This is a genomic window from Legionella clemsonensis (assembly GCF_002240035.1).
GTDB lineage: Bacteria > Pseudomonadota > Gammaproteobacteria > Legionellales > Legionellaceae > Tatlockia > Tatlockia clemsonensis.
Genome location: NZ_CP016397.1, coordinates 626,122 through 650,475 on the forward strand (window position 1 = coordinate 626,122; position 24,354 = coordinate 650,475).

Here is a 24,354-nt window from a genome sequence, read left to right on the forward strand (position 1 = left end):
GTATTTGACAAGTATATAATGTGAAAAAACTTCTCATCTTTATTTATCATGCGCACAATCATTGTTATTTTGCTATTAGCCTTAATCGGCCTACAATACAAATTGTGGCTAGGAGATGGTAGTGTGTCACAATGGATTAACCTCGAGAAGAAACTTGAAATTCAGGCAGAAGAAAATGAGAAACTTCTCGCGCGCAATCGTGCCATGGAAGCCGATATTCTTGAATTAAAAAGTGGCGATCAGGCATTGGAAGAACAAGCTCGCTATGAGCTTGGTATGGTTAAAGAGGGTGAGATTTATTATCAATTTGTTGATTAGAGAAGTAGCTCTTATTGAAGTGAGGCCTTATATCTGACATTTTTTTCAAATATATTAGCCATCCATGGGTAAAATTACCCATTTACACCAATTTTCGTTCAAAATATAATCAAAAAAATATTTTTTTGTTCGAAATGTAGGAATTACGATGCAGGCTAAATTTGAAACTCCAAACACTTATCAAGAGGCGGAAAGAAATCTTGAGCAAGGCTATACAAGTTTGGGAGATGAAATATTTGCAGAAGATAATCCGGATTATAGGGATTACAAACACCCCCTTGAAAGAATAGTTATGGATTTGCTGTGTGCAAAAAAATACAGTATATATCTGTCATTAAGTAAGCAAAAAACATCGGAAGAGGAATCTAAGAAAAGCGGAACTAAAATAATAAACCCTCTAAAGAATATAATAAATGATGGGATTAGTAAGCTTCCAGATGAAGTACTACTAACCCTTACTTTTGATACAGGAAGAGATAATAGAGATTCTCTCCTTTGTTTCCTAGCCGAGATAGGCGAAATTGTTTTATTTAAAAGGACTTTTACTAAATTAAAGGATAAATTATCTCAAGAAGACTTGCTTCGTTTATATGGGATACTTCAAACGTCGTACGAGGGAGGCTCAAGAATAGCTGAAAGCCTAGGGTTAAGTTCTAGTCTCCTTAAGCGGGGCCATGTTTATTATATAGCAATGGCTGATTGGCTGTTAGCTCAAATAGAGAATTCTAAGCAAATTTTAGACGAATACTTAAAGCATATCGACTGGGCTGATTTATCATCATTAAGTACTAAAATTCTATTTTTAGAGGAATTTATAGAAAAAAAACGCGATCTTAGAGATGAAGATGAAGATGAAGAAAAAGTTATAGCGTTAGCTCAACATCAATACAAGCAATTTGTAACTGACCATGAAGGAAAAAATCTATTTTTAGAGTCTATTAATGATCACTTGAAAAGTAATTACCAGCTTGCTTCGGGATTATCACCCAATTTATTCCTCGATATAGTGACCAGTAAATCATTTAAAACGGCTGCATTGATAATTTTAATGTCTGCAGGTTTAGTCGCCCTAACGGTAGGGAGTTTGGGAACCGCCGGGTTAATCACTGGGTTAACCGGTGCAGCTGCAATTGCCACTGCAGCAGCAGGTGGATTTACCTTTGGGACTACTGTTGCGGTTGGTGTTTTTTTTGCGCCACCCAAAATGAATAAACCTGATGAAGAGATTGCCTATCGTATTGGGCAACCAATTTAATGTAACGCTCACGTCCCCGTTAATGTCACTTGAAAATTTAACGGGGAACATGAGCGTTTACACCATCAGCTTAAAGATAATCTTCACGTGAATTGGTAGGAGGTTTAATCCTCTGGAAATCAATACTCATTTAAATCGGAATATCCCGATACAAAAGTTATTAGACATCAATTAATAAGGGCATATTATACCATTTTAAATTAATTTCACCCGATTATCTTGCACCCATTACCGTCATCCTGCTGAGCAAGTGAAGGATCCTCAGCAGATAAAATCCCCGCTCTTTGAACGAAGAGGTCCTTCAAGCGACGATGTCGCTTTCAGGATGACGTGTGTTGGAATCTTTTGGTATTTTACATCTCGTCATCCAGAATGCGGCAAAGCCGCATGAAGGATTGCAAGTAGAACCCGATTCCATATCGAAGAGGTCCTTCGCTTTGCTCCCAAAGACGTACGTCATGTCGAACGTAGTGAGACATCTCCTAATAAAGGATCCCTCACTTTGCTCAGGGATGACTGTCGTCTCTTTTGATGTTTGCCACAATGTGGTTGGGATACTCAGGATGATGAAGTCTTTGTGTTTAAAATTTAGAAAAAGTAAATTTATTTAATGATCAATAAATTGTAAGACTTGCGACTCAGTTGAAAAATATATTACAGTGTCCGAAATATAAGCACAAATATCCATGAGAGGCCAAATCCTGGCTCCCCAAAGAGAGTAAGATTTATGCAAAAAGAAGTTGCATTACAAATATATGATCTAGCAAAAAGTAATAAGATGCAAGAACTTAGAGAATTTCTCACACAACAACAGAAGAGGTTTAGCGATCATGGTTTCTGGGATTACCATACAGATGATCACCTTATAGAAGGTGCGGCTCGCGATGCTATTTTGGCAGGCCATGAAGATATTGTGAGGCTTCTTTTTGATGCTGGTTTGTCACCAGATGATAAGGCATATGTAGTTGGTAAGGGTAGTTTGGCATCGTTAATTCATTTTGCCGCAAAATCAGGCAGATTAAGTATGGTCAAGTTATTGGTTGAATATGGTGCAAAAATCTATTTAACCCCACGAGATGATAGAGAAAGATGGAACGATAATTATGGATTGAGGACTGCAGTAAAAGAAGGGCATGCAGAGATAGTTGATTATTTACTTGATTGTGGTGCAGATGCTAATGGCTTATGCGGTGGTGGGATATTGGGGGAGGTGCATGGTGGTACCACGTTTCTTGCCAGAGCTGCCGAGAATGGGAATATTCCTATTTTTGAATCATTGATTAGACATGGTGCTAAAGTGCCCTCTACCCTAAACCTTGCTTATGAAAAACTCTATGTTCATGGATATAAGAAATACCTATCTGTTATAGAGGGTAATTACAGTGATAGAAATAGGATAAGCAAGCTCGAATATGCTTTTACTATTTTCTCTCAAAACAGCTCAAAATTTAATGTTGATTATTCGTTAACACCAAAAGCTAAAGCATTCTTTGCTGAATTAAATGAATTGTTAAAGGATGTTGATAAATTAAGGAATAATGAGAGTGAAAAAGCTAATTTTTTACGACTACTTATAAAGAATTTATCCGAGCAATTTAACATCATTGTCAATGATACAGATCATCTTGAACGTGATCTTCACTATTTATTAATCTATTTAGAAGAGTTTGATAACAAAAAAAGAAAGCTGCAACAAAAAGCGGACGAATTAAAAAATTCCTACACACGCATTGTAAAAACATGCATGGATTATGCAATTGGCTGTGATTTTGAAGCAAAGAGCAGACGCTTTTCGAGAGAATATGGTGGTTTGTTATTTTTGGGGGACTTAGATGTTTCGGGCATGAATTTTATTGGTGTTTCTGTCGCTGGTCAGCCGGTAACCCGAGAGGTTTTGGAAAAAGAAGCAAAATCTGGTGCTAAAGATGCAATTATCACGTCTCTTAATCTGATGGCACTTGATGATGAGGAAAGAAAAAATAATTTAAGTAGTCGATTATATGCCGCATTGGATAAAAGAGGCACATTGGTGAGTAAAAATGGTATTGTCAATTTAATTCCCTTGGCTCGAGCTGCAGCAATGGGTGATGTAGAGGCGGTAAAGACTAGACTTCAGGCAGGCGAAGATCCAAATTTGGAAGAGGGAGCACCACTCATCTCAGCGGCCCAAAATGGTCATATGGAGATCGTGAAAATTTTAGTTGAAGCGCATGTTGAACATACAGCCAATAAGACAAAACGATTAATTTCAGAGGCGCAAGAATTTATATTAGAAAACCCAAGTGTAAAATCTCTATCTATAGTAGAAGGTCGATTACATCAAACTTCAATTCCGTTTGAAAATGATAGATGTCAAATGATTTTACCCGGTAGTAAACGATTAACTTCAATCATGCGTATGATTAAAGAGTTTGGCACGGACGAATTTAATAATACTATTGCGCCTGTTGTTTTGGATGCAGAAACAAAGAATCAACATTTTGTGGCAGTTCTTAGCCATAATAGGTCCCTCAAATGGATTGAGTATAATGATTTGGCTGATAGAGGGGAGTTAAGAAAAAATATCACTGAAATGATTAAATTAGCTTCCGATGAATGGCATTACTTTCCGGCTATTATTACTAACAATAATAATTTTGAGGTTATTGAAGCACTTATTATTTCACAATATCAGGATCTCGATAAAGGCAAAACGGCTATTATTAAGGCAATCGAGGCTGCAAGGCAAAAAAATCATGCTGCAATCGTTGATTTTCTTCAAGATCAACAGGATATCAATCAACAGGATGACGATGGAAATACTCTTTTACATAAGGCTGTAAAAGAGGGTGATGTAAGGCGTGTACAGGAACTTATTCGAAAGGGTGCAGATGTTGACCTGCAAAATAAAAGCGGTTACACCCCTTTAAGTATTGCGGCAAAATATTCTAGTAGTGAGTGGGGTATATCAGACGAGCATACTGAAATAGTGAAAATACTATTAGAAAACAAAGCTGATCCGAATCAATATAAACGAGATTCGCCTTTGGCACTTGCAGTGGATGCAGGTAATACTCAAGTCGTTGCCATGCTGCTCCCGGTGACAAAAAAAGAAACTCCCAGAAAGAGTCACTCAACATTGAAATCTAAAGAACTGCGTAGGCTTCCTTGGTATGTTGATATGATGTTCAGCGCCTTGCGTAAAAAAGACGGTATAGCATTGTTAACTTTGTTACAAGAATATGGTGCAGATTTTAATGTAAAAAATAAATATGGCAGTACGCTGTTAAATGAGGCTGTGTATGGATTGCCATCTTTCAGTGATATTAGAAATACGATGAGTAAGCTAGTGCATGCGGGTTATGGCGCAGAGCGTATGGGTAATGCACTTGAAAAGACATCAAAACAGTTGGTTAAGGATTCTGAAAAACATCTTCAAGAAGAGTTAAAAATGCTGGATTTTCTATTAGCAAATGGAGCAGATCCACGAATAGAAGGCCGAGATGGAAAGACTCCTTTAGCATTGTTGATTGAGGAAAAAGATTTAGGTCATTTGGAAAAAGCAGCCGATATTGTAATGGATCGTTTTATAAAACATGGAGCCAATGTTAATGCTGTTGATAATTATGGTCGAACGCCATTACATGAAGCGGCTAGTGCAGGAGATAGTGTTGCGATTGAATATTTAATCCATCATGGAGCGGCTGTGAATTGTCAGGATAACAGAAAGCGCACGCCTTTACATTGTGCAGCAGCTCGCGGAAACAAACTTTCTACAAAATTGTTGCTTGAGCGAGGAGCTGATTATACCATGCTCGAGGAAAATGGATTAACACCTTCACAGCTTTCAGCGAAAGCCATGACCCATGATAAGAAAATATATCACTTTAGTTCAATAGCAGCTGAGCGTAAATTTGAGAGTAAATATATAGCCGCTCAAAATGTTATTGCAGAATTTATCGCAACACATGCCAGTGAAGCATTAAAAAAACCTATAGCTGAATCAGGTTTTGTAGCAGAGCTCGCTCGGCAGAGAGCTAGTTTGCACGGCACAACCAAGCAAAGGGTAGTTATTTTTCTTGGTATTGATGGCGTGCTTTTCCGTAATAATTTTGATGATAGTGTGAACGAGCGTGTAGAGGAACGATATAAAATGAAAGAAATAGTTCCGCCTAAACCTTATTCTACTGTAGATTGTGATGAAGCGACAGCTGGTTTATTTGACAAGCATGCTCTTGCTAATTTGGATATTCTGATAAAAAGAATAGAAGATAATGGCTACGAAGCTGGCATCATTCTCTCTTCTTCATGGAGAACAAAGGGTGACATCGAATTTTTACGCAAGCTATTCGAACAGCATACTTTTAGTAAGCATCTCATTGGTAAAACGATGGCTAAACGATGGGAAGACCAAGCAAAACCTGATCCATTTGCAGACATACGAGGTAAGCGCGCCCTTGAAATCAAACATTGGCTAGATGCAAACGGAACTAAGCTGAATGTGAAAGATTATATTATCCTTGACGAGGAAGACGTTGATTTAAAAGAAGCTTATGGAAATAAATTTATTCCCTGTGATCAGGAGAAAGATTTGTTTTCTGAGGATAGATTAAATCAGGCAGTGAGTTCGTTGGACATTACTGCTATTCCAATGGTACATGACCATGATAACATAAATCATCAAGAGAGCAGGGTCAGGCAGGCAGGATAAAAAAGTCTAGGCTATCAATAATGAAGACACGCTATATATTCTGAATCAGGAAGTAAAAATTAATCTAGCTTTTGATTTAAAAGAATTTCTCTCATAAACTAAGTCCTTTATTTTATTGAAAGGAGAGAAATTTGAATTGGAAATTATTAAGACGGTTAAGCCGTAGTAGTTCAAACTTGATCTGACAGTGCCGGTTTTAGAGTGTCTGTCAGGTCAAATTTAGTCTATAAATTTTTTCTTCCAGATTTGGTTTACCATCACTCAATGTTTTGCATCGAGGTCCGCCCATAGCACATTTTGCCTTGGCTGAATCAATACTCGTTTACAAATTAATATTTCCTTCTAGATTCAGTTTCCTTTAAAACGTATACTGCAGGTAATAACAATGTTAGGGCTACCCGCTGACAGTTGTGGCGCTTACTGATCTTGAGTAATTTTAGCGATATAGTAGGGAATGTCGCTCAAACGATACTTATCTATTTTACAAAAGCCACTATCGTCATGGTAATAAGACGAGGAATTATCTTGACAGCCAAATATAACAAAATTGGATTTTTTTTAGTGCTTTGGCTAGCTTGTTCAACATTAATTGCTGCCAAAGTTAAATTTGCGATTGTTGCGCAAAATTCATTGCCTACACCGATTATGGCAAACAGTATTGTTTCCATTCAATATTTAGTAACTAATCAGACTACCAAAACTCGACAGTTAACGATGCGACCTATTCCTGGGGTTACGGTATTTAATCCTGGACAGGTAGATGCTTGCACATTACCATTTACATTGGCTCCTGGTCAGAGTTGCCGTCTTAATTTAAGACTACATGCCAGTCAAATGGGACCAGGAGTTAGTCAGGGTCCAGTAATATGTAAAACACGTGGGAATGACTCACAACCAGATCCCTTTTTATGTTCTCAGCCTTCTTATCAAGACAGTTTGCATGTGGCGATTCAATCCTGCACGTCAGGTCGTTGCTTACCGAATTCTCTCACTTTAGCATTACGTCGATTGACTTCTCAGTATCGGCAACAATTTGGTATTCCAGCTGTCGTCGCAGGTATATGGTTACCTGGTCGAGGTGAGCTGATTATTGAGGATGGGTTTGCTGATCTTAGCAATTTAAGACCTGTGTCCCGTTTAGATCATCTGCGCATTGGAAGTGTAACAAAATCGTTTACTGTAACAGTTATTTTGCAATTGATTAGTGAAGGGCGACTTTCATTACTCACTTTACTTAGCCAGTTTATGCCAGGTTTACAAAATAGTAATGCAACGATAGCTGATTTAGCCAATATGCGTAGCGGTATTTTTAACTACACAGAAGATACAGCTTTTGCTGCGGAGTTACTTCAGGATTTGACTCGCAGTTGGCTTCCGGCACAACTTATTAACATCGCTAATCGCAATCTGCCTTATTTTCCTGCAGGGACCAATTGGCATTACTCGAATACTAATACACTCATTCTAGGTCTCATTATTCAGCAGTTAAGTCAGCATTCGATAGGTCAGGAAATTGAACGTCGATTACTTAAGCCCTTAGGGTTAAAAAATACCCTGTACCCCCTAACCATGGCTATACCAACCCCATTTGCTCGTGGTTACGGGTTTTCACCATTAGAAGATTTAACGAACGCTAATCCCTCTATAGCCGCTGCTTCCGGGGCCATGATTTCTCGACTTGAGGATTTAAAGACCTGGGCAATAGCGCTAGGCCAGGGGCGTTCGTTAACGCCTACTATGCAAGCACAACGACTTGCCAGTTTGCAACCCATCGTGTTTCAACCTTGTGCTGACACAGTACCGGGTAGACCATTAGTAACATGTCCCGAATATGATCGCTATGGTTTTGGTATTGGCGAGCTTTCAGGCTGGATAGGGCATACTGGAGAGTTTTTCGGCTATTCTAGTTTAGTAATGTATCACCCTCCCAGCAAAGGAGTCATTGTCATCTGGATGAACATTTTTGGAGTAGGACCACATTTACCAACAAAGCTATTTTTGGACTATTTGCAATTGCTAGCTTAGTTTCCTTGGATTTAGTTAGAGTCTAAATATGCATCTACAATCAGAGGAAAATACGGGCTGTCGAAATAGGGGGACTATTGAAAAGGCATTTCAAGCAGGAGCAAATTTAAAAAAGATTCTTTTTACCTAATATCTCTTCTTAGAATGACCGAGGCTACAAGTTAGCCGCAGCCCAAATCTGCTTGATTGACAAATGGCTGATTAAATAGTGATTGACGGAGACAAAGTAAGTTTGCATCTGAGGCTTATCCGTCAATCTACCTAATAAAGGCCTTGCTGCGATTATTTCAGAACACTCTTAGCAGGCTCAGCTGAGTTTTCATCCCTATTTTCTTTAGATGATCCAAACAATGTCTGAACGTTGACCTTGGGCTCTTCTCGACGAGGTGATACTACAAGTCCTGTCTTTTTGAAGTGTAGACCTGAAAATTCTGGATTTTTAAGCATTTCATTTAATTCAGTCAGACTAACCTCAGGTATAGGTTCAATGGGAAGCTCTTGCTTTTCAGGAAGATTCTGCTCGAGATCCTCGAATATCAAATTATATAATTCCTTTCTATAATCAAGATCTTTGGTTATGGGATCAAAAACTTCTATTTGTAAATCTCTTTTACCTGATTCACCTTCTCTCATACTTGTAACTGAACTGCATAGAGACTGGATTGCGCCAGGGAGAATATTTTGATACCACATTTTTTGATATTGTTCGGGGATAAGCATTGCCCTATGTATAATGCTTGCATTAACAAATCTTAATAAAATGAATGCCATAAAACTACGTCTTACTTCATTTGCGTCCGTGCTTTTAGAGGCTAAATCAATATAAGCTAACTTTAGAAATTCTTTCATGAGTGGAGGAAATTTTTCAGTGAGTAGCAAAGCTATTATATTCTTTAGAACTTCTTTAAATTGCGATTGCAACGCTTGAATATCAGTTTGTCCCGCATCAAAGTTGTCAGGTTTTCCCTGAATAGATGCCCGCTGCATAACCTTAATTTTTGTAATGAAAGGATTAAGAGAGAAAAGCTCTTTCCAAACTAAATCACGAAAATCCTTTCCTTCCTTCTGCTCAAAAAATTGTTGAATTAACTGGTATAATAATCTGTTTCCACGACACCATGTAGAGAGTGACTCCTGACTCAGTAAATGCTTAAGCAAGGATAACATTTCAGAATGAGATAATTTTTCAAGGAGCAATTTTGCAATTTCTGAATTATTTTTATCAGCCCCTAGATCAAGTGCTCTAACACCCCACGCATACTGCTTTGGAATTTTGGCTCTTACAAGAGAAAGAATGAACTGAGTAGCTTTTTCCCTATCACTTGTCAATAAATCATTAAAGAAACTTTCAAAAGTATTTGATTGCTCTTTTTTGGTGACTATTTTTGTAGATGAGGTTGCCCCTGAATGCAGTTTATCCAATGGAGGTTGTCGGTAAAAACTTATTGTTCTTTCTCGAGTATAAACTTCTCTCTTTGAGAGTGGTGGTTTCTCCTCATCGCCACGTTCAATCTCACTTGATGAGGTAGCCACTCCCAAATCCAATGAATGAGAGCGACGTCGCTGATGGCGAGAAGGCAATTCTTTCTTGATAGGAGTAGTCTTTTTAAACGATTGAGTAAAGATAAGGAAGAATTCTTCTGCCTTCTCTCTTACTGCAGAACTGGTACAAAGTTCAAAAAGCGCAGGACAGATAATACTAGTAGCTTTTATTTTTTCCAAACTCTCTTTAGACTTTAAACCAAGGATAATATCAAAGGCAACGGATAATTCTACTCGGAATGTTTTACAGAGCTGCTCGTCCCACTCTTTAGCTAATTGAGTTTCTATCTCTTTTAGCAGCGGTGAAACAATACCAAAATAGCAAACAGCTTTCAGAAAAATATCAGGAGTTGTATGCAAAGCGGTAATTGCCTCTTTCCTAGTTGCAAGATCTTGTGTAGCAGCACCTAAAATGAAATGAAACTCCTCTATCATCTTTAAAGTATTTTCTGCCAAGCTTTCAAACGCGTTTCGCGTAAGAATCCCACTTTTGTCAAAGAGTGCTTGTTTCGTATTAATGACAGGAGTTTTAGGAAGTGTGTCTATAAAATCCGTAGTGATTTTTTTGCATGACGGGCTTTGCTTTACCAACAATTCTAATATTGAGACTAAAAGAGTCGAATGACGACAATAACCTTCTGTTTTTTCCACAGCAAAAAATGCTTTAATTATAGGAATATTTACATTATCTTTTTCAAAAAAAGAGGCGAATCGGGTAACTAATCTTTCATCATCAATACCGTTTATTATTTTTAATAATTTATACAAACTGTTAAGGTGAACACCATAGAAGTTGTAACTTTTAGGAGGATTGTTTAGGAGTTGTTCAGCGGTTTGTTTTAAACTAGTAATGAAGGATTCCGAGTTCAGTTTTTCTTGAAATATAGCTCGAGCCTCGAGAATTTCTTTTGGCCTAACCCCACATTTTTCTTTAAGAAAATCCTTTGCCTCACCTTTTGCATAGGCTTTAATCAGTGCGAGTACCTCTTGGTCACTTTTTTTATCCCTATTCTTTATTATTTTTTTTAGCTTCTTTTCATTTGGATCAAAAAGTTTTTTTAATTTTTTTACAGACTCCTGTGGAAGACCAAAAGTTTCTGCAATTTTACTAAATAAAATTGGCTTTTTTTCTTCTATGAACTTCTTCAATGATGCTTCTTCAGAAGGCAATGTTAACTCTAATGTTACTTTGAATTGTGTGAGAAGCTTTACTCCCTCATTCAATCCAAATTTATTAGCTAAACGATGTCCTTCTTCAAGAATAGCAAACAAAACCTGATACTGTTGCTGTGATGTAAGACTCATAAAAAACCTTTACCAAAAGCTTATATTCTAAAGAAAAAAGATTAAGGGAAAATTAAGTGTTGATTAAATATAATACAATTACAGACAAGAAAAACAAGATTGTTCTGAATTAAAAGGAGAGAATATAACCATTGATTGAATCATGTATAGATATGTATAAGAAGGGAGAACTTCATAGTTAATGAAAAGCTTATAATTTTACTGATATGCGAAAAATCTAGGGCTAATTCAAAAGAACAATAAAAATGCAATGATCAGCATACTGCAAGTGCCCATCAATCAAGCCAATCCTGACAAGTAAATGCTAAAGCTTTGTCCTTACCAGTTCTCCTCAGCCCTCACAGAAAGACTTTGACTTTTTGCTATAATTATTGAAGCCCTATGTTGGGAGAAAGTTATGTCACGGCGAGATCAAACCGCTTTATTGTCACAGTTGAATCGATATCTCTATTGGCTCCTGAATTAACTCTACCACCTAAGGGCGTTTGTTTTGGACTGTCAGTCTGCCGTTCTGCTATGCGAATATCCGGAAAATTGGCATGGTGGGATGCTGCTATTGACCAAATTTTATTATGGAATGGTCAAAAAAGCTCTCTTTCTGAAGGGATTATTTTGCCAGAAGCAAATTCACCGCAAAGTGTTCCTTTAGAAATGCTTTTTGAACGAGTAATTAATTATCTTGTTTTTAATCATACAATTTATAAACCCCTTCCTCTATCTCAATACCATTTATTAATGCCTGGAAAATTATTTGGTTTGGTTGATAGTAATAACGAACTACATCAAATTCAAGAGAGTCATCGTATAGCTGGACGCTTCTTCTCAAAGGATTTGATAAGAATTTTCGAAGACGTTAATACGATTGAAGCAATTAAAAATAGTATTTGCATTATAACTAATATGTCTCACGCCTGCGAGTTAGGATGGTTAAATGGACGATGGTATTTTTATGACCCTGAGTATTCTAAAGGTACTCATAGATTTTTTGAAACATCTAAAGAGCTAGTTGAAGAAATCTTTGCAAGATTAGGTAAAGATGTTTGCATACAACTTGCCAGTTTAACCAAGCTTAAAAATAAACCTTTCCAAACTTTTAATGAGCTGGTTATCCAACATACTAAAAGATTGACTTCTCAAGATGGGTTTTTGACTATAGCAAAATGTCATACATCTTTAATACCTCAGCTCTTAGAAAATTTAAGCCAGGATAAAATTACTCCACTCCTAATCAAACTGATACCTATGGTGGGTCTGCACTAATGTTTGCAGCATATAATAATGTTCCTCAAGCTTTGCATGTGCTTTGTGCTGCAGGCGCAAATCCTAATCAAATCATAACAACAAATGGATGGACTTCGCTTATTCTAGCGAGCAGGAATAATGCTTCTGATGCAATAAGACAACTCCATGCAGATGGAGCAGAGCTCGATAAAATGGATAATAGTGGGGATACAGCATTAATTCACGCTGTTAAATGTAAGGCTACTGATGTTGTTAAAGCCCTTTGTGAATTTAATTTAAATGTACTGGAAAGATATAATGGTGGAACTGCGCTTCACTATGCCATAGTTTTGGAAGATACAGAGATTTTTTCACTTTTGTTAAAAAAAGCAGAACCTCTCCCACCTGAAATTTTTTCGGAATTGCATGATATAGCAAAACGTTTTAAAAAAGTTGAAGTTACTTCATTACTAGAATTTCAAAATGCAAAATCTGTGGGTAAAAATTATGCACCATCATTTTTTAAGGCAAATTCGAGCAATCCCAATGAACAAGATCAATCTTTTGCAAGTAACAAGTGGCTCATCACCCAAATGAGCTAGGAGCAGCAACATCTTGCCGAACATCAAGTACAGCAATATTTGCGCAATTTGCTGTATAATTAAACTTGAAAACATAGACCAGAAGGAACAACATGAGCTACATTGAATTATTGTTGAGTGAATGTGAAAGGGGGAAAACCCCTGAGTCTGATCAAGATGCAGCAAGCATTAACGAATTATTAAAAGCAGAAGACTTCTCGTTAAGAATAACCATAAAGAGTAGTGATAATATTTCCAAGACCTACTGGGAGCTGTTACCACTTATCAAACTGGCTGTTGAGAAAGAACAACCACTATTACCCTCAGTAGAGAAAGAGCATTTTGCCAATCTACATGCGGTAAAATTGGCTATTTTGTTTGGTGAGTACCAGAAAGCCATCGCTTATTTAAAACGATTTGCATCGATCTATACTCCAAGCGCACGTAATCAACTGATACATGATGCTTGTCTTTTCACCCTCCCCAAAGGCACTTGGAACATCCCATTGTGGCAAAAAATTGTAGCTCAAAATGCGCCTAACAAGCCTACTGATAACATCATGAAAGCAGTTAGTATGGCAATAGAGATAGAGGAATATCTCTCTAAGGAAAAATCAGTTCCTTCAGCCTCAAAAGTGCCAGCAAAAACCACCCAACCTATTGATGAAAATATCGCTCGGAAAGCTTTGGAAAAAAATATTGCTCGAGAAGTGAATCGTCAATTTGATCTCTATCTACGTGCTCAGTTGGGTATTAATAGTGCAGAATTAACAGAGGCTGATAAAGATAAGTTACGTGAAAGAAAGAAAAGTCTCACCCCACAGGATCTGGAGAAAAAAAATCTATTGAAGAAGAGGTGGGTCGAGATCCAGGTGCGTTTCGTAAAGAGAAGCGAAAAAAAAACAAAAGCACGGAGAGAACTGAAAAGACAAAAAAAAATGAGCATGCTACCTCTAGTAATCAAAGCACTTCTTCATTATCGCCCTACATTAGCGTTGGAGAGTTATTAAAATATATGGCTTTGATTCAATTCGCACAAGCTAATCGTGATCCTGAGGCTGCAACACTGTTTTTAGACTATGGTATTTCTGAAGCTGTTTTCAATGATTACATTCAATTAAAAGATCATATAAAAGATGACAATGAGGCCATACCTGATATAAATATCCCAGGTTCAGAAATTCATCCAACTTATCAAGATTTTTACATTAAAAAACTTTCCTCATCGGATCCACGGGCTGCTATTTTAGGGAAGTTAACTAGTTGCTGTCAGTCCTTAGGTGATGCCGGAAAAGATCCAACCACCTATGGTTTAATCAGTCCGCATGCTGGATTTTATGTGCTTTGTAAAAAAGAAAATGGTAAAGAAAAAATTATTGCTCAATGTATGGCATGGAGAAGCCAAGAGAACTATATCGTATTTGACTCTGTAGAGAGCCAAATTAATTTTGGCAATAAAAACAAAGCATTAATAATAGATTTTTTTACTTATCTGGCAAACAGATTAGTAGAAACATCTGGCATTGAGCGTGTCTTGGTGGGAGAAAGCGGACAAACTCCTGATAAGTTAGGTTCCCTAACACCACTAAAAATGGCTCAGCCTATTGATTATCGTGGTTATAGAGATTCCAGAACCCAACGCGTAATCGTTGATAAGAGATGGAAATTTCTTCAAGAAGAATATCATACTGACAATCCCGAAACCTTACTATCTATTAACCATTCATCGAATGAACCTCTTGTCATGGATTTTGAAACACTCAGAGAAATCTATACCATGTTTTATATGAAAAAAGAGGAGAATTATGACATAAGTCGTTTGAAAAAATATGCAGCTAGCGATATGGAGTATGAAAAATTGCTTGATTATCAAAAAAAGCTACAGCAATTTAGAAAATGTACAAGCATGAAGAGCTACCCTACATTAAATCTTTCAGAAGTACAAGAGTTAATTGAAAATGGGATTCCCGTAGATATATCTCTTTCTTCTGGTGAGACAATGCTACACCTTGCTTCTCAAAATGATGACATTGATATGGTTAATTGGCTGCTTAAAAGAAATGCAGATGTAAATATAGCTGAAGATCAAGGATTAACGGCTTTGCATATAGCTGCCTCAAGGGAAAATAACAATATTCTCTTATTATTACTCAATCATGGTGCTGAAGTTAATGCCGATGATCATAATGGAGTAACTGTCTTACAATGCGCAATAAGAGCAAAAAAATGGGGAGTAGTCGATACATTACTTGACAGAGGGGCAAACATTCACGCGAAAGATGCAGCTGGTGTAACTGTATTAAACAGTGCGATTTTTACGGGAAACTTAGGCTTGGTAAGGCGACTAGTTAATATGGGAGCAGATCCAATGTCCACAGACGGTATCTACGCATTTCATATAGCCGCTAGAAAAGGTCATTCCGATATAGTTCAATATTTATTAGAAAAAAAGCTTAATCCTAATTTGAAAGATAACGATGGCATGACTGCACTATTATACTACTGTGCTTCGGGTTCAAGCGATTTGAACACGATAAAGAGTCTTATTGAAAAGGGCGGACGCATCACCGAAAAAAATAATAAGGGTGAAACAGCTGTTCATTTATATATAGAAGCGACAAGGGCAGGAGGATATAATCCTAATGTTTTTGAATACCTGGTTAATCGCATGATGAGTGATGGCTTGTCGGTGGATGGCGAGATGCTTCTTCATACAGCTGCTCGCTGCAGAAATACGCAAGCTATCATGCAACTAGTCAGTCTTGGTGCGGACATTAACTTAAACGATAAAAATAATCAAACACCACTTGATATCCTGTTGGCTGATTCTAGCGTAAATTCTGGTGCAATATTTTTGCTGGAAAAAGGAGCTGACATTAATCAAGCCGATCTTAAACGATTAAGTCGCGATCGAGTAGCAATAAAAGAAGCAATTGAAAAAGGTTATGTACATGTCATCCAAAGGCTAGTACATAATGAAGAAATTGCTAATTTCAAAGAAACTGAAACCAGCCAATCCCTGTTAGATATGGCTATTGAAAACAGTCAGGGGCGTCTCGAAGATAATTTAATTGTACGTCATTTGATTAGTCAAGGGAGTCGCCAAACAAAAGCAAACAATCCATATTTCTTTCCCTCTTCATTACAAATTGCTGCAAAAAAGGGGCAGCTTGACTTAGTGAAATTATTAACCACTAGCCAAGAAGAACATGACCCATCGCCTGATAATAAAGCGCTAAGGCTCGCAATCCAGAAAGGTCATTTGGATATCGTTAACTATTTTATCAATGACTTAAGTTACAGCGTTAATACAATAATAGACGGTTTTACTGTGCTTCATATCGCCATTTTTGAAGGTCAATCAACCATTGTTGATTACCTTATTAACCACAATGCTGATGTCAATCAAATTAATTTTAGAGAGATTATCCCAGAAGACAGAATAATTGATGAAAAAACAGTTAACAGCATCAACAATATAATAAAAACAGGAAAATTGAATGCCGAACAAATAATTAAAGCTATTCATTTATTAGCGAGAAGCGCTCCTGATTCTCTGGAAGGCCTAGAGGTTGACTTCATAGAGGCAGATGAATATATCAGAACCAGAACCAGAGATATTATGGGCTTTATGATACATCTTTATCAGCTCGGTCTTCCTCAAGAAAGAAGCGACTTTATTGCAAGATCCTTGTCGAAAGAGTCATTCAACCAGACTAAAATGCTTTTCAAATTTAAATGGTTGAAAAATGGGGATTTATATCACCAAGAAAATGATACGTCACCAGAATATTACAGAGAAAAAAATGACGAGGGATCAACCTTATTACACTTACTAGCTGAATTGAATTATGTGCATGAATTAGGTTTACTAGTCAAAAAAATACCTCACGAAATATTGCCAGAGCTTATTACCACGAAAAATAATGCTGGACAAACGCCTCTCGATATCATACTCCGCAAGAACCCATATGCATTGGACACGATGATAAGTCGCTTGTCCATAAAAGATCTTTTAACTAAACGTCCTGAATTAAAAGAATTTCTACAACCCTTTTTTTTAAGTGCTCTTAGAAAAGATAGCTTGGAAAACATAGGTTATTTAATTATGAACGGTGCAAATTCATCAGAGCTTCGCCCAGAACAAAAATACAGGTTAATTCAACACGCCATATCAGCTGGCCAATTAAATATCGTTAAACATTTGTATGACGAAAATATAGATAGAAATCATCAAAAAAAGGCATTACATACTGCTGCAGAATTGGGTCAACTAGCGATAATTAAATATCTAGTGGAGGAGCAAGAAGCTGACCTAAGAGTAGCATGTTTTGATGATGATTTTATGCTACCGCAACATTATGCAGCCAAAAATGGTCAATTAGAGGTAGTAAAATATTTAATTGCAAGAGGGGTAGATACTAAAGAAATAGATGAGTTAGGCAATACTATGCTGGATCTTGCTCAGGAGAACAAACACCAAGAGATCGTTACTTACTTGATGAGTTTAGATGCTGAAAAAAATCATTCTGCCACTGTAGGAAATTATTCTTCAACTGCTTCTCCTCGTTTCTTTTCAAGTCCTCAATCCGACACAAAGGAAACTGAGGAAGCAATACCTACTCCCCAGAAGAGGAGTTTACAATAAATTTAACAATCAAACTCATGGAGCATATTTTGGAATACTTATCATTATCAATAACAGGGATGAATGGAAGCGTTTCTTCGTGGTAATCTGGGTAAATTATACACTCGTTCGAATTAGTCTGATGTTAAATTGAACTAATTCACTTAATATGAAGACATCGCTATATTCTGCATCAGGAAGTAAAAATTAATCAGGCTTTTGATTTAAAAGAATTTCTCTCATAAACTAAGTCCTTTATTTTATTGAAAGGAGAGAAATTTGAATTGGAAATTATTAAGACGGTTAAGCGTCTCGGTTTTGCTGTTACTGAGCACTATTTCTTTAAGTATGGCAACACCAATGCCAAAATTTACTTTACTTCCGAGAACAGCTACCTCACTAAATCTTCGTCCATTTGACACTGGCGTGGTAACTTACAGAGTAAGCAATAATACCCGTGTTACTCGTACCTTAACAACTGTGCCAGTAACAGGAATTACACAAATTACAACAGGGACAGGAATTTGTCCTCGACCTTTTACTTTGGCGACAGGCCAATCCTGTTTACTTTCCTTAAGCATTAGTGGTGCACAACTAACTGCCTCAGGAATTCACGGTGGTCCAGTTGTCTGTAAAACAATTGGCCGTGGAGATAATAATCCCAGTAAATTTCTTTGTTCTCAACCCGCAAGTCCTCATGTTCTCCATATAAATGCCGTGGACTCTGTTGTTTTGATACGAGTTTCGCCTCGCAATCTGTCGTTTCCTGTAGGAAGCTCGGGCACCGTTACCATTACCAATGTTAATACTAATCGCCAAAGTGCTAATAATATTACTGCTCACATTCCAGCGGGTAGCGGATTAACTTTCACTAACAATTGTCCGGCAAGGTTACCTGTAGGGCAAAGTTGTACAATAGTGTTCTCGAGCGCCAACAGCGAAACAAATACTTTAGTGGCTATTCACGGTTCAAATACCTCAAGCGCATTCGTTTCGGTAACCACGACTACCGCCACCATTTCGGCTGCAATAAGTTCTCAGCAATTGGAAGCAGATGGTACGTCAACAGTACAAATTACAGTCACGAATAGTACCGCAAGTGCAGGGCCAGCCAATGCGATTCAATTGCGATTGCCATCCACGTGGAGTGGCGTAAGTAGTGTCGCCAGCTCAGGATGCAGCAGTCTTGCCCCTGGAAGTAGTAACTGTATCTTCACACTGACAGCGACCAATCCTAATATTGCTAATACCATCATCATTCATGGAAGCAATACCAACACAGTACAGACTCCCAATTTAGCGTTTACGCAACAGGGGTTTCTTGTGTTTGCAGTGGACTCTGTCGCCAGAATAGCCAAGGTTATTTATCCTTCAGATAATAGTTTTGTCGGAGGGATAGTGTGGGATCCTTGTGGTGGTGGTTTTTGTACGGCTACAGCAGCAACTGATTTTTATGATGGAGAAACCAATACTGCCAATATCACTACGGCTCTCTCTGCGGCTGGAATTCCAGATAATACTTATGCTGCCAGTTTGTGCTATGAATTTACCAATGGTGGTGCCAATCCTGTAGGAACCTGGTATTTACCGGCTATTTGTGAGTTAGGCTCAGGTATTCCTGGACTCACCGCAAATTGCATTGAGGGTACACCAAATATTTATGACAATCTGGTATTAAAGGGCTTTGGTAATTTTACTATTAATGAAGTCTATTGGAGTTCAACCCAAGCTGATTTAGATCATGCCTGGTATCTCTATTCAGACACACCGCCTGGAGGCAATGATCAAGGTATAGACCTTAAGACCCAACCAGGTACAGTGCGTTGCGCTCGTCAGATAACTTATTAAATCCTATATCACCCGTGATAGTTTTGCGTAACGCGGGTGATCATTTGAATTTGCAATTAACCGGCAAAGTCCCATAGTTAGAGTTTAATAAAGTCAATTTCTATTGCAGGAGGTAAATTTTTCCATAAACTCAAAACATAGCCTCCTCCTCCTGAGCCTGTAGGTTTCACTGCTAAAGCGCCAGCATCCAATAATTTCTGCATATGTTGTTGTAGATTCTCACTGACAAGTCCCCAGGCTTTAAAGCAGTCAGCTGCTTCTTTAATTGCCGCTGCCAAGCTAGTTAAGGAAGCAGGGGAATCTTTCTCCAAAGCAGCTTGGGCATTTTTAACACTTTCTTTCATCCGATTGTCAATTTCCATTGCTTTTGCTATATCACTCTCCCATAGCGTTTGTACTTGCTGAATACAATGGGCAGTAATACCGAGCTGTCCACTGGAAGAAAGATACCAATGAGGATTCCATGTTTGTTGAATAGGTGTGGTTATTCCCTGCTTAAAATAAATACCAGCGCTCGCTGCTACACCTGCAACATCGAGGCCACTACTTTTACCATGGAATAAATTTTCAAGGTTTTTTGCAAAATCAGAAATGGATTGAGGATCCAACATCTGTTGTGCTGTAAACCAACGGGCCATCGCTACACAAAGTGCCGCTGAGGCCCCCATGCCTACGCCAATAGGAATATCATTGTATAAATGAAAATGACCACTTAAACTATTTAACGACTTACCCAATAACTGTTGACCTTGCTCTAGAACACTCCAGAAGAGTAAATGAATGTCGGCACTGTTTTGTCCCGCGTAATCGGCACTAAGTCTGGAGTTTGTTTTTGTATAACTTAACGTTAATTTTTTTTCGAAAATGGGAAATACAAGTGCACCATGGCCACGAAGAACGGCATGTTCTCCCGCAAGAATCCATTTGCCGTGTGTTGTTGTCTGAAAATCAGAGTACATCGTAATTACCAACCAGGTGGTCACGTTTAAATTGCAACGCCATTTCGGCTTGATCAGGACGATAAAGTAAATGAATATTCGGTCCAGCATCCATGGTAACTATAGGTCCATCTCCTTCACGTTGCCATAAATCCTGAAGGCTATGCAGCGCTTTACGGGTGTTATCGGTCATGTAAGAGAAAGGTTCTTTGCAGGTCATGAATAATTGGTGCATATCGTGAAATTCGCGCCAACAAATATGATAGGCACTTTCCCAGTCTTTTGCTTCAAAGGCTGTGAGTAACACTTTTAAATTTTCATTGGCACGCTGAGGGCGTGTAGGATAATGGGTGCTTGTTTTTACCCGACGGTGAGCTTCTTTGGATGATACCTTTTTTTCATCATGACTGATAATAATAACCTGGTGTTCCAGCTCCTGGTAATGTATCTGAACAGAGGAAACTTTCTCCTCCTGCCACAGTGCCCATGGAGCAAAAAAAGAGCGACAGGAAGACCCAGAACCTAAGCGACTTAATTGAGCCTGTGTTTCAACTGAAGGTAAGGGCGTGTTAGTTAATTCAGAAAGTGCCAAAACTGCACATTTTGTAAGCGCAGCAAAACTTGATGCTGAACTTGCCAAACCACTGCTATGGGGAAAATTGTTAGAAGAGCGGACAACAAAGGCGCCAGAATAGTGGAAGTGAGCTTTAAGGCGGGCCAGGTGTTCTAGAAAACGTGTTTGAGCGGGCTGAGATAACGTAAAACTTCCTGCACCAGGAATTTCCAGTGGTTCCCAAAAATCCTTTTTTCCCTGAGTAGTCTCAAGGACTACACTACTTAAGAGTTGATTCAAGGTATAGGATAAAGAGGGATTATCCGGAATATTATTGACTTCATCTTTTTTACCCATGTACTTAATTAATGCAATATTGGAGGGTGCTTGCGAGAGCCACTGCATCATTACTATCTCCTCTAACCTTATATCCAAATCATATTTATAAGTGCAACATTAAAAATAGCCTTCTCTTGAATACTGCGGATAAGCTGCAGTACGTAGTGATAGTATTTATTGCTTTACTTTAAACTATTCTGGCACTCTCAACCTAACAAGCATTTTAATCTTATTCTACTTTCTACTACCTACCGCGACTCGTTCGCGATATCCAGAAGTTCAAGCCAAGTGCTCTAGTGGCCTGGGGCATCATTCCACAAAATTTTATGAAGTTGCAACTGAAATCTGACAGGTAATTTGTCTTCTACGATCCAATTTGCAAGTTCTGTCGGGTTTAATTGATGCCAGCTTGGGGAAAATAAAATTTGTACTTTTTTGGGTAAATGATATTCGGCCATTATTTGACATGCCCATTTATAATCATTGTGACTGCATAGCACAAATTTAATTTGATCGGTAGGTTTTAAAAAAGCTAAATTGTCAAATAAATTTTTATCTGCCTCGCCTGAATCAGGCGTCTTTAAGTCCATCACAATCATAACGCGTTTGTCGATCTGACTAAGATCACGAGCACCACTGGTTTCTAAAGAAACATGGTATCCAGCGTCACATAACTCCTTGAGTAGAGGGATACAACCAGGTTGTGCCAATGGCTCTCCTCCCGTCACGCACACATGACTGCACTGATAAGAAGCTACTTTCTCTAAAATAGCGCTTAACGATGCCATTTTGCCACCACTGAAGGCATAAGTGGTATCGCAATAGTGACAACGCAGCGGACAGCCTGTTAAACGAACAAATACCGTGGGTAATCCCACGGTAACCGATTCACCTTGTAAAGAGTGGAAAATTTCAGTGATACGTAATTGGGTACTGCTGTGTTTCATGAAACGCCTAAGGTCTCCAGTTTTGTTGCTGCTAGTTGAGCTGTAGGTGTATCTGGATAATTTCGCAAAACTTCTTGCAGGCGCATTCTTGCATCTTCAATTTTACCTGAAGCGGCCAATGCATAACCAATTTTCAGAGTACTGGCTGCAGCCTTACTGGAAGAAGGAAATTTCTTTAACACAATCTCAAAGTGCTCAATAGCTTTTGCATAATTGCTCTTAACTAAATATAGCTCTCCTAACCAGTATTGTGCATTTGCTGTATAACCACCTTGAGGGTATTGAACTACAAAACGCTGCATTGCTGTTAATGCATCATCAAAACGCTTACTCTTCACCAGGTCATAAGCAGCCATGTAGCTAATTTGTTCATCGGCAGGGTTACCACGGGAAGTAGAATTTAGTGGGGCCGTGACTATATTTTCTGCTTGAATTTTAGATCTTGCTTGTGTTTCTGCCGGAGGTGGTGTTTGAATGTCAGCAGGTTTTAAGGATAACTCGGTAGGCTTATTGTCGGGAATAGCGGGCGCTGCTTGCGCAGATTTGCCAGGATTTGTATTGCGTAGACGGGCATCCAGGTCTTTATAAAAAGCTAATTGTTGTTGCTGTAATAATTTTAAATCATGAGCCTGTATTTCCAGCTGCCCTCGCAGTTCCTGAAGTTCCTGTTGCAATCCATGTAATTTATCAAGTAAGCCTGCATTGGCATTGTTACTATCGCTATTATCTTGCGCAAGAGCTATCTCTTCCTCATCGTCCATATCATTTAATTGAGCTTTGGCAACAGGCTGCTCTATAGCGGCCTGTTGATCATCATCCAAAATCGCAAAATTTTCGCTATCATCAACTACAGGTGCTTCGGCAAAAACCTGAAAAGAAAAAATCCAGGAGAAGCATAAGCAAAGTAAAAGTCGATGGGATTTAATCATCGTGTAGCCTCATACGTTAGCTCGACACGACGGTTTTGCATATGAGAAGCCTCGTCATGACCGAAGTTAGCAGGACGCTCCTTACCATAACTTACAACACGAATCTGATTTCTACCCACACCAGCCATACGCATTAATTCGGCGACGGTATTAGCACGACGCTCACCAAGTGCAATATTGTATTCGCGACTACCACGCTCGTCGGTATGGCCAGCTAATAAAACGCGTGCACCAGGATGGGTTTTCAAATATTCTGATTGTGCGTTAAGAGAAGCTGTGTATTTAGGATTAAAAGAACTATCATCATAAGAGAATAAATAAATCTGATTATGGGGTGCCTGTGTAGTATAAGATTCACCCGGCTCTTGACCTGCAAATCGACTTAATTGCCCCAGACCATGAGCAGATGCGCCACCATCAGCGCCCATACCATCAGCACTGCCAGGGGTTCTTGAACAGGATGCGAGCAGCACCACGCTGGCGGCAACAAGTCCCAACTTAAAAAACGATCTGGCTTTCATCCTTTTATTCTCCTTCTTATTCGAATTACTAATAGTTAAATCGCCACAATGGCGGCTCATTGTACAATTGTTTTCACTGTTTCGCTATCGTCTCGAATACATTTAAATGAAAAGCTCACTATCCCGCGCTCCTAATATGATTTATTACAAATTTGGTGAGTGCTGCAGTGAATAATTGGGAAGCCTGATTTGCAGCCAATACCCCACCATAAGGAGTATCCGCTGGGCATGGAACAACATAGCTGAAGATGCGTGAGGCAATAACATGATTATCTTCTACACGAACCAGCACGGTTTTAACAACAAAATGAAGAGTGCTGGGTTTTGTTAAAAAGCTTTGATGAAGTTCAATCAATTGAGTATCGATACGATATTCAGTAACTTCCGCACCAGGACTTGAAGCAACAACATGAAAATAACCACTGCGTTGTAAACTTTGTATAATCAAAGGGAGTAACATCTCTGCCGGCTGATCTACCCAGGCACTATGAACAAACGGTGTTAATTCATAAGCTTTCACCGTATATAACATCTCTTCCCCCTGATAACCTGCCACTGCATCCGGCATATTTACAAAAATGGAATGCTTTGAAGGGGTTTTGGTGAGTTGCTTTTTACTAAAGGCACCAAGCTTGTATTGATTAGTTACCAGAGGTTTTACCGCGCAACTTGACAAGAGAACAAGAATTAATATTATTACACTATATTTTCTCAC

The 24,354-nt window shown here is 38.4% G+C and carries 16 protein-coding genes; 9 read left to right on the plus strand and 7 right to left on the minus strand.

Annotated elements, in window-relative coordinates; all coding sequences use genetic code 11:
• The first annotated feature begins 48 nt into the window (after positions 1 to 48).
• The 4 genes from ftsB (at position 49) to clem_RS02745 (ending at position 8,288) form a co-directional block, all read left to right on the plus strand.
• On the plus strand, positions 49 to 318 hold the full coding sequence (gene ftsB, locus clem_RS02730) for a cell division protein FtsB (RefSeq protein ID WP_094090210.1): 270 nt from the start codon (positions 49 to 51) through the stop codon (positions 316 to 318).
• Between the two features lie 148 nt (positions 319 to 466).
• Positions 467 to 1,573, plus strand: a complete 1,107-nt coding sequence (locus tag clem_RS02735; RefSeq protein WP_094090211.1) for a hypothetical protein — start codon at positions 467 to 469, stop codon at positions 1,571 to 1,573.
• A 727-nt stretch (positions 1,574 to 2,300) separates the two neighbouring features.
• Positions 2,301 to 6,263, plus strand: coding sequence for an ankyrin repeat domain-containing protein (locus clem_RS02740; RefSeq protein ID WP_094090212.1), 3,963 nt, complete (start codon positions 2,301 to 2,303; stop codon positions 6,261 to 6,263).
• Positions 6,264 to 6,689: 426 nt separating this feature from the next.
• Positions 6,690 to 8,288 (plus strand): serine hydrolase, encoded by a 1,599-nt coding sequence (locus clem_RS02745; protein WP_157698157.1) that lies wholly within the window; start codon positions 6,690 to 6,692, stop codon positions 8,286 to 8,288.
• Positions 8,289 to 8,570: 282 nt separating this feature from the next.
• Here clem_RS02745 and clem_RS02750 read toward each other — a convergent pair whose 3' ends face one another.
• Positions 8,571 to 11,135, minus strand: coding sequence for a hypothetical protein (locus tag clem_RS02750; RefSeq protein WP_094090214.1), 2,565 nt, complete (start codon positions 11,133 to 11,135; stop codon positions 8,571 to 8,573).
• A gap of 381 nt (positions 11,136 to 11,516) precedes the next feature.
• Here clem_RS02750 and clem_RS02755 point away from each other — a divergent pair, with 381 nt between their 5' ends.
• The 5 genes from clem_RS02755 to clem_RS02775 all read left to right on the plus strand — a co-directional run bounded on the left by clem_RS02755 (position 11,517) and on the right by clem_RS02775 (position 19,412).
• Positions 11,517 to 12,395 carry a hypothetical protein gene (locus tag clem_RS02755; RefSeq protein WP_094090215.1) on the plus strand — a complete coding sequence of 293 codons (879 nt, stop codon included), beginning with the start codon at positions 11,517 to 11,519 and terminating at the stop codon, positions 12,393 to 12,395.
• Positions 12,395 to 12,958, plus strand: a complete 564-nt coding sequence (locus tag clem_RS02760) for an ankyrin repeat domain-containing protein (RefSeq protein ID WP_094090216.1) — start codon at positions 12,395 to 12,397, stop codon at positions 12,956 to 12,958. Before clem_RS02755 ends, clem_RS02760 begins: the two co-directional genes overlap by 1 nt.
• Before the next feature lie 92 nt (positions 12,959 to 13,050).
• Positions 13,051 to 13,947 (plus strand): hypothetical protein, encoded by an 897-nt coding sequence (locus tag clem_RS02765; RefSeq protein ID WP_094090217.1) that lies wholly within the window; start codon positions 13,051 to 13,053, stop codon positions 13,945 to 13,947.
• A 5-nt stretch (positions 13,948 to 13,952) separates the two neighbouring features.
• Positions 13,953 to 17,585, plus strand: coding sequence for an ankyrin repeat domain-containing protein (locus tag clem_RS02770; protein WP_094090218.1), 3,633 nt, complete (start codon positions 13,953 to 13,955; stop codon positions 17,583 to 17,585).
• 258 nt (positions 17,586 to 17,843) lie between these two features.
• A complete protein-coding gene (locus clem_RS02775; RefSeq protein WP_094090219.1) occupies positions 17,844 to 19,412 on the plus strand; it encodes a hypothetical protein in 1,569 nt (522 codons plus the stop codon).
• Positions 19,413 to 19,489: 77 nt separating this feature from the next.
• Here the strand turns inward: clem_RS02775 and clem_RS02780 are convergent, their stop codons facing one another.
• The 6 genes from clem_RS02780 to clem_RS02805 form a co-directional block, all read right to left on the minus strand.
• A complete protein-coding gene (locus clem_RS02780; RefSeq protein WP_094090220.1) occupies positions 19,490 to 20,371 on the minus strand; it encodes a mevalonate kinase family protein in 882 nt (293 codons plus the stop codon).
• Positions 20,361 to 21,308: a diphosphomevalonate/mevalonate 3,5-bisphosphate decarboxylase family protein gene (locus clem_RS02785; RefSeq protein ID WP_094092252.1), complete on the minus strand. Its 948-nt coding sequence runs from the start codon at positions 21,306 to 21,308 to the stop codon at positions 20,361 to 20,363. The genes clem_RS02780 and clem_RS02785 overlap by 11 nt, the downstream gene beginning before the upstream one ends.
• Positions 21,309 to 21,535: 227 nt before the next feature.
• Positions 21,536 to 22,189: a 7-carboxy-7-deazaguanine synthase QueE gene (gene queE, locus clem_RS02790; RefSeq protein ID WP_094090221.1), complete on the minus strand. Its 654-nt coding sequence runs from the start codon at positions 22,187 to 22,189 to the stop codon at positions 21,536 to 21,538.
• Positions 22,186 to 23,118, minus strand: a complete 933-nt coding sequence (gene ybgF, locus clem_RS02795; protein WP_094090222.1) for a tol-pal system protein YbgF — start codon at positions 23,116 to 23,118, stop codon at positions 22,186 to 22,188. Before ybgF ends, queE begins: the two co-directional genes overlap by 4 nt.
• Positions 23,115 to 23,639 (minus strand): peptidoglycan-associated lipoprotein Pal, encoded by a 525-nt coding sequence (pal, locus tag clem_RS02800; protein WP_094090223.1) that lies wholly within the window; start codon positions 23,637 to 23,639, stop codon positions 23,115 to 23,117. Before pal ends, ybgF begins: the two co-directional genes overlap by 4 nt.
• A 118-nt stretch (positions 23,640 to 23,757) precedes the next feature.
• A complete protein-coding gene (locus clem_RS02805; RefSeq protein WP_094090224.1) occupies positions 23,758 to 24,354 on the minus strand; it encodes an ABC-type transport auxiliary lipoprotein family protein in 597 nt (198 codons plus the stop codon).